The sequence below is a fragment of the Emticicia sp. genome (assembly GCF_049241225.1).
Classification (GTDB): Bacteria; Bacteroidota; Bacteroidia; order Cytophagales; family Spirosomataceae; genus Emticicia.
The window spans coordinates 38,255-48,324 of record NZ_JBMLRC010000171.1 but is presented as its reverse complement, the minus strand read 5'-3'; the positions used below and the strand labels follow the sequence as shown (position 1 = coordinate 48,324).

At 35.9% G+C, this 10,070-nt stretch carries 9 protein-coding genes; 5 read left to right on the top strand and 4 right to left on the bottom strand.

Going from position 1 to position 10,070, the window contains the following annotated elements; genetic code table 11:
* Positions 1-21: 21 nt before the first annotated feature.
* The 4 genes from ACOVO2_RS09905 to ACOVO2_RS09890 all read right to left on the bottom strand — a co-directional run bounded on the left by ACOVO2_RS09905 (position 22) and on the right by ACOVO2_RS09890 (position 6,096).
* Positions 22-2,127: a LysM peptidoglycan-binding domain-containing protein gene (locus tag ACOVO2_RS09905; protein WP_421769812.1), complete on the bottom strand. Its 2,106-nt coding sequence runs from the start codon at positions 2,125-2,127 to the stop codon at positions 22-24.
* A gap of 551 nt (positions 2,128-2,678) precedes the next feature.
* Entirely contained in the window at positions 2,679-4,325 is a 1,647-nt protein-coding gene (gene pgi, locus ACOVO2_RS09900; protein WP_421769811.1) for a glucose-6-phosphate isomerase, read from the bottom strand.
* Positions 4,326-4,478: 153 nt separating this feature from the next.
* Entirely contained in the window at positions 4,479-5,243 is a 765-nt protein-coding gene (locus ACOVO2_RS09895; RefSeq protein WP_421769810.1) for a glycoside hydrolase family 25 protein, read from the bottom strand.
* A gap of 217 nt (positions 5,244-5,460) precedes the next feature.
* On the bottom strand, positions 5,461-6,096 hold the full coding sequence (locus ACOVO2_RS09890) for a peroxiredoxin (protein ID WP_421769809.1): 636 nt from the start codon (positions 6,094-6,096) through the stop codon (positions 5,461-5,463).
* Positions 6,097-6,313: 217 nt separating this feature from the next.
* On the opposite strand from ACOVO2_RS09890, the gene ACOVO2_RS09885 reads away from it, so the two are divergent.
* From ACOVO2_RS09885 to ruvA, 5 genes are all read left to right on the top strand, one after another.
* On the top strand, positions 6,314-6,940 hold the full coding sequence (locus tag ACOVO2_RS09885) for an ABC transporter ATP-binding protein (RefSeq protein ID WP_421769808.1): 627 nt from the start codon (positions 6,314-6,316) through the stop codon (positions 6,938-6,940).
* 70 nt (positions 6,941-7,010) lie between these two features.
* On the top strand, positions 7,011-8,231 hold the full coding sequence (locus ACOVO2_RS09880; RefSeq protein ID WP_421769807.1) for an ABC transporter permease: 1,221 nt from the start codon (positions 7,011-7,013) through the stop codon (positions 8,229-8,231).
* 46 nt (positions 8,232-8,277) lie between these two features.
* Positions 8,278-8,730 (top strand): DUF3299 domain-containing protein, encoded by a 453-nt coding sequence (locus tag ACOVO2_RS09875; protein ID WP_421769806.1) that lies wholly within the window; start codon positions 8,278-8,280, stop codon positions 8,728-8,730.
* Between the two features lie 142 nt (positions 8,731-8,872).
* On the top strand, positions 8,873-9,418 hold the full coding sequence (locus tag ACOVO2_RS09870) for a hypothetical protein (RefSeq protein WP_421769805.1): 546 nt from the start codon (positions 8,873-8,875) through the stop codon (positions 9,416-9,418).
* A 55-nt stretch (positions 9,419-9,473) separates the two neighbouring features.
* Positions 9,474-10,067 (top strand): Holliday junction branch migration protein RuvA, encoded by a 594-nt coding sequence (gene ruvA, locus ACOVO2_RS09865; RefSeq protein ID WP_421769804.1) that lies wholly within the window; start codon positions 9,474-9,476, stop codon positions 10,065-10,067.
* The last annotated feature ends 3 nt before the right edge of the window (positions 10,068-10,070 follow it).

Below are 10,070 nucleotides of genomic sequence, written 5' to 3'. Positions count from 1 at the left end.
GAGCTATTGAGTGAATCTATACTATTTGCTTACTTTAATTTTCAGAATCATTCCTTCTTTAATGATTGTACTGGTTAATTTATTCCATACCCACAATTCCGAGACTGTAACATCATAATTAACCGCGATTCTGAAAAGTGTTTCTCCTTTTTTTACACTATGTTGCTGGAAGCTTACTTCATCTTCTTTTTCAGCAACCTTCTCTGAATATAATTTATCTTTAGGTATACTTTGACTATTTGGAGTAACAACTTTTTGTTCTGTCCTTTCCTGAAAGCCATTAACCTGTTCACTATCAGTGCTTTGTGGCAAAGTTACAGGATTATTACGTTCTTTCCTAATATCTTTTTTTATTGGTAAAGGACTTTTGCCTTCTTCAATTGACGGATTTTCACTAATTGATTTATCTTGTGTTTTAAGAATCACACCATTTGGCTGACTCTTTTTACCAATTTCCTGGCTTAATGGTAAAGTTGAAACATCAACCTCATTTACATCCTCTTTTTGTACTGGGGCGGAATTATTTTTTCTTGCTGATTTAACATTCTCTGATTTACCTAACCCTTCATTTAGCTCTGTTGCTGTTTTTTTGATTGCTTTTGAATTAGGTTGTAATTCAACTGTTTTTATACCATCTGATATACTTAACTCATTTTCTACATTTTTAGTTTTCTCCGACAACAATACCTCTTCAGCTTCTTCAAATTCGTCTGGCATTTCGATGTATTCAATTGGCTTGTTTTTTGGTCGAGTTGATTGCAACCAAATAACTCTACCACGTTGCAATCGTTGTACACTCTCAAATCGATTGAAACTTAGTAAATTGGATAATCTAACACCATATATGTGAGAGATATCCCAGAGAGTTTCACCCTCTCGAACTACATGAAAAGGAACACTTGCTTTACTTCTTTTGGGTTGAATATAATAAACCTGACCTATACTAAGAATATCCGTTTCTTTCAGATCATTGTAGTTAACAAATTTTTCAAGAGAAATTCCTGCTTTATAAGCCATTGTAACTGGAATATCACACATATCGGCCTGTAAGCCCTCAATTTCATTAATGTAATAAAATGTCCCCCCTTTGCCTTTCGACTTTACCAACTTATCTTCTCGCCTTAGTACGGGGAATCCCAAATCTTTTGTTGGTAAATTAGTTTTTCTAGATATTTCAGCAAAACTTCTGACTTCGTTGTACCGTTCAGCCGGTACAACAACCAAAACTTTGCACTCCGAGTCAGGTACACTTTCCGAAATTAACCACTTGTTGTATTCTGTCAAAGACGCTGGCTCTACTTTTAAATCTTGGGCGATCCTATTCAACGTTTTGCCTTTACTATACGGATACTCATAAACGATTTTTTGTTCAATCGGTTTAAAAAGTGGGAACTCACGTTCGACTGCTATTCTGTAGGCCAGAAATTGCAGTACAGGTGCATAACTTGGACTATCTAATAAGACGTAAGGACTATCAGCCCATTTTTTCTTTACTTCAAGAAGAGATAATATTTTTTTATCAGAAATGTGCGAAAAAAGAGTTGATGCCCAATTTCTGTATAAAACTTGATTTCTATTCAAACAAATGGCAGCCCCTTTGGTTGAAGCTATCAAATGTTTACGCTCATCTATTTGATGGTTTACTATTAGACTTACATCCTCCGCTTTCTCTTTATTTAGGCACCAAAAAACACCATTTTCTAAATATGTTGAAGTTTCGATGGATGTTTGATATCTGTTATATAGCATTAAGAATTTAAAATCCTCCGGAATTGCCTTTTCTCTTAGAAGAGGCTCTGCTATTGGCAAAAACAGGCTTAATTTATCGAGCTGCTGGTGGAGGCTAGCCCTATCGGCTTGAATGTTTTTTAGTTCAGTCTGAACTATAGACCTCGTTGCATCGGTAAGCTGAAAGGTAATGTTTGCAAATTTTATCTCGTATGGAACATTCGGAGCTTCATGAACATCGTTCCGTTTGATTCCATAGGATGAACCGATTCCTAATAATGATAAAAGGAACGCCCAAATTGAAGAATTTATAATAGCACGTAAGTCGATCATATTTAATTCACTTGGTGCTATTGAGAGTGAGGTGTAAAACTGCTTAATGAAAAACACCTCTCTCAATAGCTGGTTACCTTTACTTTTTTGGGTTCGAGTTTGAACTTTCGTTCAGGTATTTGTTATAGTTAATTAGGAAAGCTTAATGTTTCAAAGGTATAATACACAATTTAAATTTCCAAATGTAAACGACATTATTTTTCATAATTTCCGTAATTTTTGTTTTTTCAAAAAAATATGAAAACAGGTACTTTATATATTCACCTTATAATCAAGCTATTAAATACATTATTATATACGAAATAATCAAGATTGAGATTTGATTGGTACGAAAAAAATTTGAAATTATTCTCGATTCGTACATTTGTAACACATTATATCTATTTCGATGGCCCGTAAAGATAAAAGAGGCTGACTTAAAAGTTTTCTTCACAAAACAATATTTGGTAATCCTTTGACCTCACCCTCAAAGTCTTCCACTCAGGCAGGGAGAAAGAGACATTGAGTCCTTCTGCTTAAAGGAGAAGGGCAGGGATAAGGCAGTTTTACAGAATATTATTTGGTGAATTATTCTTTTAATACAGCCACTTTTGTTTTTTAATATTTGAGCGAAAAAATTATTTCCTCCACTTTTTGTATTGATTTATCAAAGCATTTGTAGAGCTATCATGGCTATTGATTTGATCATTGTCGGTTAATTCTGGATAAATCTTATTGGCAAGTTGTTTTCCTAACTCAACTCCCCACTGGTCAAAACTGAAAACATTCCAGATAATTCCTTGCACATAAATTTTATGCTCATACATGGCTATCAGACTTCCCAAAGTTTTTGGTGTAATCTTTTTTACTAAAATCGAATTAGTCGGACGATTTCCTTCAAACACCTTGAAAGGAGCAATTTTTTCGATTTCTTCTTTTGATTTACCAGCTAACTCAGCATCTACTTCTTCTCGAGTCTTGCCGTTCATCAAGGCTTCAGTCTGAGCAAAGAAGTTAGACAATAACATTTTATGGTGTTCGCCAATAGGATTGTGAGAAATTGCAGGAGCAATAAAATCGGCAGGAATCAATTTTGTACCTTGGTGAATTAGCTGATAAAAAGCATGTTGCCCATTTGTACCTGGCTCACCCCAAATAATTGGTCCAGTTTGGTAATCAACTTTATTGCCATTGCGGTCGATATATTTACCGTTTGACTCCATATCACCTTGTTGGAAATAAGCAGCAAAACGGTGCAAGTATTGATCATAAGGCAAAATTGCCTGCGATTCGGCCCCGTAAAAATTATTATACCATATACCTAAAAGTGCCAAAACTACTGGAATATTTTTCTCGAAAGGCGTTGAACGGAAGTGATTATCCATTTCGTGAGCTCCGAGAAGCAATTGTTCGAAATTTTCGTAGCCAATCGTACACGCAATCGACAATCCGATGGCCGACCAAAGCGAGTAACGCCCTCCTACCCAATCCCAAAAACCAAACATATTGGCTGGGTCAATTCCAAACTTCTCTACTTCTTTTTGGTTGGTAGAAATAGCTACAAAATGCTTCTTTACAAACGCTGCATCAATGGCAGTAGCCAAAAACCAATTACGAGCCGAGTGGGCATTGGCCATTGTTTCTTGAGTTGTAAAAGTCTTAGAGGCAATCATGAATAGGGTTGTCTCAGGATTGACTTTCTTCAAGGTTTCGGCGATGTGAGTTCCATCAACATTTGATACGAAATGGATATTGATGTTTTTCTTCTTATATGGCTTTAAGGCCTCGGTAACCATCACAGGACCTAAATCTGAGCCACCAATTCCAATATTCACGATATCCGTAATTGCCTTGTTGGTATAGCCTTTCCAAGCACCCGAAATCACTTTGCCCGAAAATTCTTTCATTTTTTCAAGAACTTCGTTTACATCGGGCATTACGTCTTTTCCATCAACTAAAATGGGTGTATTTGAACGATTTCGCAACGCAACATGTAGAACAGAGCGGTTTTCGGTTTGATTTATTTTTTCGCCCGAAAACATTTGTTCGATTGCACCTGACAAATCGCATTCCTTGGCTAAGTCAGTCAAATAAGAAATTGTACGGCGATTGATTGTGTTCTTTGAGTAGTCAAGTAAAATATCATTAAACTTGATTGAGAATTTTTTAAATCGATTATTATCTTCTGCAAATAACTCTTTCAGATGTTTTTTGCTAATAGTTCGGTGGTGAGCTTTAAGTTTCTTGAAAGCAGGCGTTTGAGTAAAATTAGTTGAGTTTAGCATATTTTCTTTGATAGTTACTAGAGAACTGGTTATTGAGAAATTGTTACTGGAAAATTAGTTGACTGGTTAGTGGAGAATTAGTTATTGAAAAAGAGACATCGAAGTTCGCCAGTAACCAGTTTACCGATGACCAGTTTACCAATTACCCAGTATCTAATTTCCCGACTTTATACAAATATCGTCTAAATGACTTTTTGAGGCAACAAAAACATTAAAATCTACATCTCCGATTATTCCGTCCACTTTTCCGTCAGTACTGTGTTGCCAAATCATCAAGCGGGCATCATCATATCCTTCCAACTTTTGGCTATCGTAGTTTGAAATCCAAAGTGGATATTGATCAAGATTACCTTTAATATATTGTTTGTAGATATGGCCGTTGGTATATATGATTGGTTTTACACCGTAATGATTTTCAATAATATTGATGAAGGTCTTTATATTTTCAAGTAAGTTTGCTCTTACTTTCTTATTATTTCCTTGAATCTCGAAGTCAAGAACAGGCACAAAATCGCCTTCTTCCAAAACAACCGATTCGATAAAGTTTTGAGCTTGCTCAACTGGATTTGCCCTCGGAACATAGAAATGATATGCTCCTCTGATTAAACCTGTTTTTTTTGCTTCCCTCCAATTATTTACAAAGTCTTGATCTTTGAGATCTTCTCCTTCGGTGGCTTTAATAAAACAAAAACTAATATCAACTTTATCTTCGATACTGTTTTTTACTTTATGCCAATCAATTTTATTATTATGGTGTGAAACATCAATGCCGTGAATATTATAACGAAGTGGTAACTTAATTCCAAAACTTTTAATGTACGTCCAGCGTTGTCCATCACTTACATATACAGGATATAAAGTGATGAGGGCAATCACAATTAAAACGTAAAGGCCACGTAAGGAAAAAAAATGTTTCAAAAATTTTTCCCAAAGACTCAATTTCTTTTTATTTCTCATTGCTCAATCGCAATTATAAATCTAACAATGTAGATGATATTGCAAATATTGTGCAAAAGTAAGTAAAATCTAGAATGATTAAAACGATTTGCCTTATTAGGCCCCATATATATTAAATTAGCGTGACATTCTTTTGCTAGAATGCCACGCTATCAAACAACTATTCTTTTTAAAAAGCTTACTTATTAGGTTGTGGAGTATATCGTAAATAAGGTTTTACAACATTCAAACCTTTTGGAAATTTAGCAATCGCATCTTCGGTCGAAACGGCAGGAACTACAATTGTGTCTTCACCATCTTTCCAGTCAGCTGGGGTTGCTACTTGATAATTTGAAGTTAGTTGCAAAGAATCAATAACCCTTAATAATTCGGTGAAATTACGTCCGGTTGAGGCAGGATAAGTGAGCGTTAACTTTATTTTTTTATCCGGCCCAATGATAAATACCGAACGAACCGTTGCTTTTTCAGAAGCATTAGGGTGAATCATATCATACAAAGTAGCCACGTTGCGGTTGCCATCCGCAATGATTGGGAAGTTTACAGTTACCCCATTTACTTCCTCGATGTCTGGAACCCATTTATTATGTGAAGCTAAATCATCTACCGAAACGGCTATCACTTTTACACCTCTTTTGGCAAAATCATCTTTCAAAAGAGCAGTTTTTCCTAATTCAGTTGTACAAACTGGTGTAAAATCGGCCGGATGAGAAAACAACATTCCCCATGAATCTCCGAGCCATTCATGAAAGTTAATTGTACCCTGCGTAGTTTCAGCAGTAAAATCTGGTGCGATATCTCCTAATCTGAGTGACATAACTTTGCTATATTTAAGTTTGAATAAATAATCTACTAACTTTATAGAGAATTGTTTTTTCAGAAAAAAAGTTCACAAATATTCATAATATTTTAGGTGAAGATTTTGGTCTTAATCATATATCCATCTCTATTTTTTCTTAAAACCACGAAAATATTCTTGTACTAAATAGTGCTTATGTAGTATCTTTGAAACAACGAATCAAAAACTCATTACAATGCTGGCCTGCTCCGAACTACGTTTTTTGTATGATAATAAAAAGACCTTTCATTTCCCATCGTTTAGCTGTGAAAAAGGCGAGACGCTACTAATTTTGGGCAATTCAGGCACTGGTAAAACCACGCTATTACATTTATTAGCTCTACTGTTGACACCAAATAAAGGTTCGATTAAAATAAACGGTAATGAATTGGCAACACTTACTGCAAAAGAGGCAAGTCAGATGCGAGCCAATCATTTAGGTATTATTTACCAGAAACCTCATTTTGTAAGTTCGCTCAATGTACTGGATAATCTATTGTTGGCCAATTATTTAGCCGACCAAAAACAATCGAAAGAACAGGCACAAAAGCTGGCTCAGAACTTGGGAATCTCAGAACTTTTAGAAAAAAAGACAAGCCAACTAAGCGGAGGTGAGCAACAAAGAGTGAGTATTGCACGGGCATTGATGAATAACCCCGATGTAATTTTGGCCGACGAACCAACCTCCAACTTAGATGACGAAAACTGCGAAAAAGTAATTCAGTTACTCGAAAATCAATCAAAAAATATTGGTGCTGCATTGGTTATAGTTACCCACGACCAAAGATTAAAGGATAACTTTAAAAATATTATTACACTTTAAAAATGATGAATGACTTATCGAAACTTCTACTTCGCCAAGCTCTCGAATAGTCATTCGTAAATTAAACAAGATGTTATTTAAAATAAGTTGGAAAAACATACTCGACAAAAAACTCAATAGTTTTTTGTGCATTCTGCTCATGACCCTCGGCATTGCCATGATTTCATTGCTGATGCTTCTGGGCAAACAATTGCAGGATAAATTTGCAAAAAACATTAGTGGTATCGACTTAGTTGTGGGTGCCAAAGGTAGTCCACTTCAGTTAATATTATCGTCGGTGTATCAGATTGATAACCCAACAGGCAATGTTTACTTAGATGATGTGGCGGCCATTGCCCAAAATCCGTTGGTCAAAGAAATGATTCCACTTTCGATGGGTGATAATTACCAAGGTTTCAGAATTGTCGGAACAAATAAAAAGTATTTTGAACATTTTAAAACCAAAATTGCTACTGGTAAAATGTTTAAGGGAAATTTAGAAGTGGTTTTGGGGGCATCAACTGCTAAAAATGCCAATTTAAAGGTAGGTGATACTTTTGCAAGCTCGCACGGACTTGACTCGGAAGGCGAAAAACACGCCGAAAATAGTTATAAAGTTGTCGGTATTTTGGAATACAATAATTCAGTGGTTGATAATTTGATTCTTACAAGTCTGAATAGTGTATGGAACATCCACGAACACAAAGAAGAACACCATGAAGAGGGCGAAGAACACCACGAAGAAGAAGCAGCCGATAGTTTAGTAAAAAGAGAAATTACGAGTGCAATCATTAAATTTCGCTCGCCGATGGGCATGATGACGATGCCACGAAACATCAATCAAAATTCAAAATTGCAAGCAGCTGTGCCCGCAATTGAGGTCAATCGTTTGTTTGAGCTTTTGGGTATTGGAATCGAAGGCTTACAATTTTTAGCTGCTGTAATTATGCTTATCTCAGGAATAAGCGTTTTTGTATCACTCTATAATTCGCTAAAAGAACGTAAATATGAAATGGCCTTAATGCTATCGATGGGTGCCAGCCGAACTCGTTTGTTTCTGATGTTGTTATTAGAGGGTATTATTCTATCGGTGCTTGGTTTTATAGCAGGAATCATGTTGAGTAGAATTGGTATTTACTTGATTTCAAATGCCTTAAATCGAAAATTTCACTTTGATATCACCCAATTTGGCTTGCAAACAGGTGAAATATATTTGTTCGTTGGAGCGTTAGTAGTTGGAATTTTGGCTGCGGCCCTTCCTTCAATAGGTATTTACCGCATCAATATTTCAAAAACATTAGCAACTGAATAAAGTTTTTATTTTTAAGCGTATATTTGTATTCATCAACCATAAAAAAATGAAAAATTTAACAACCAGATTTATACTCGGCTTTTTTGCCCTTTCGCTATTATCATTTACTTACGCCGATGAGCCAACCAAAATTACTTGGGAAACGCTACGTGATGTTACTTTCAAGAAGAAGTGGAGTGCCGAAGAGTCAATGTTTATCCTCTACCCTACTTTCGGACAAAAAGTAAATAACTTGAAAGATAAAGAGATCATACTTACAGGTTACATGATTCCAGTTGATGTTGATGCAAATGTGTATGTTTTGTCAGCCAACCCATACAGTTCATGTTTCTTTTGTGGAGGTGCAGGGCCAGAGTCGGTTGTGCAAATTAAGTTCAAAAAATCGACTAAGCGTTTCAATACCGACGACCGTGTGACTGTAAAAGGTACACTGAAACTTAACGCCGACGATATAAATGAGCTTAATTATATCTTAGTAAATACCGATTTGGTGCTGTAAAAATTTTATCGAATAGTAATTCAAAAGCGTCGAATGTGAATTCTGACGCTTTTTTATTGAATAAAATTAGCCAAGATTTCGTTTGATAAACAGTATTTTATACTTTTGGCAAATTCTTGAATTCTTGAATCAGAAAAATACAATGAAAAAACTTCTTTTTGCTTTCACCACAATTTTTATTTTAGGTGCTTCTTCCGAAACTTTTGCACAATATGACTATAATTGGGCAGCGGGTTTCAGAGTAGGCGAACCTCTCGGCTTTAACCTCAGAAAATACTTTCAAAATGGCGATAAAGCGTTTGATATAAATGTCGGGACTTATGGTTTTATCTACAATCGTGAAAGACGATACAACGCAGGCGAATATAAAACGGCAGGGTTGATGATTCAGGGACATTATTTATGGCAGCTCGAAATTTTCAGAAGAGATTGGGCTCATGTCTATTACGGTTTCGGAGCTCAAATCAATAATCGTAGCCACTATGCCGATATTTTGATTGGTCAGAAAGTTGACCATACCAAAAAAATATCACTCGGACCAAGCGGAACTGCTGGTTTTGAGCTAAAATTGCCCAATCAACCATTAGCTATTTTTGTTGATGCAGGCTTGTACGTAGAGGCATTACCATCACCATTTTTCTTGAACCCACAAATAAGTGCAGGATTAAGACTAAATGTGATTAAGTAAACAAACAATGTGGTCCGATAAAACCGCAATAACATAACTAAGAATTTTCTAACCTATGATTGCATACCTCGATGGCAAATTAGCCTACAAAGACCCATCATATGTCATTATTGATGTATCGGGTGTGGGTTATCAAGTAAAAATATCATTACAAACATACGCCGCACTACATAACACAGGCGAACGATGTAAACTTCATACACTGCTTATCGTCAGAGAAGACTCCCATACCTTATTTGGCTTTCATGACGCAGAGGAGAAAATTTTGTTTGAAGACCTCACGAGTGTGTCAGGCATAGGTCCAAGCACAGCACTCGTAATGCTTTCGTCTTTATCATCGCCTGAAATAAAGCAAGCAATTGTCAATGAGGATGTGAAAACGATTCAAAGTATCAAAGGAATTGGTCTTAAAACAGCCCAAAGAGCTATAATTGAGCTAAAAGATAAGTTGAAGAAAGATAACTTGATTAGTGGAGTTACTCCAAATATATTCAATACCGAAAATGCGAAAGTACGTAATGAATCGCTGGCGGCATTAGTAATGCTCGGAATTCCGAGAGCAACTGCCGAGAAAAGTATTGATGCCATTCTCAAGCGTGAAGGTAATGATATTACCGTCGAACAACTCATAAAATTAGCACTTCGTTGAAAC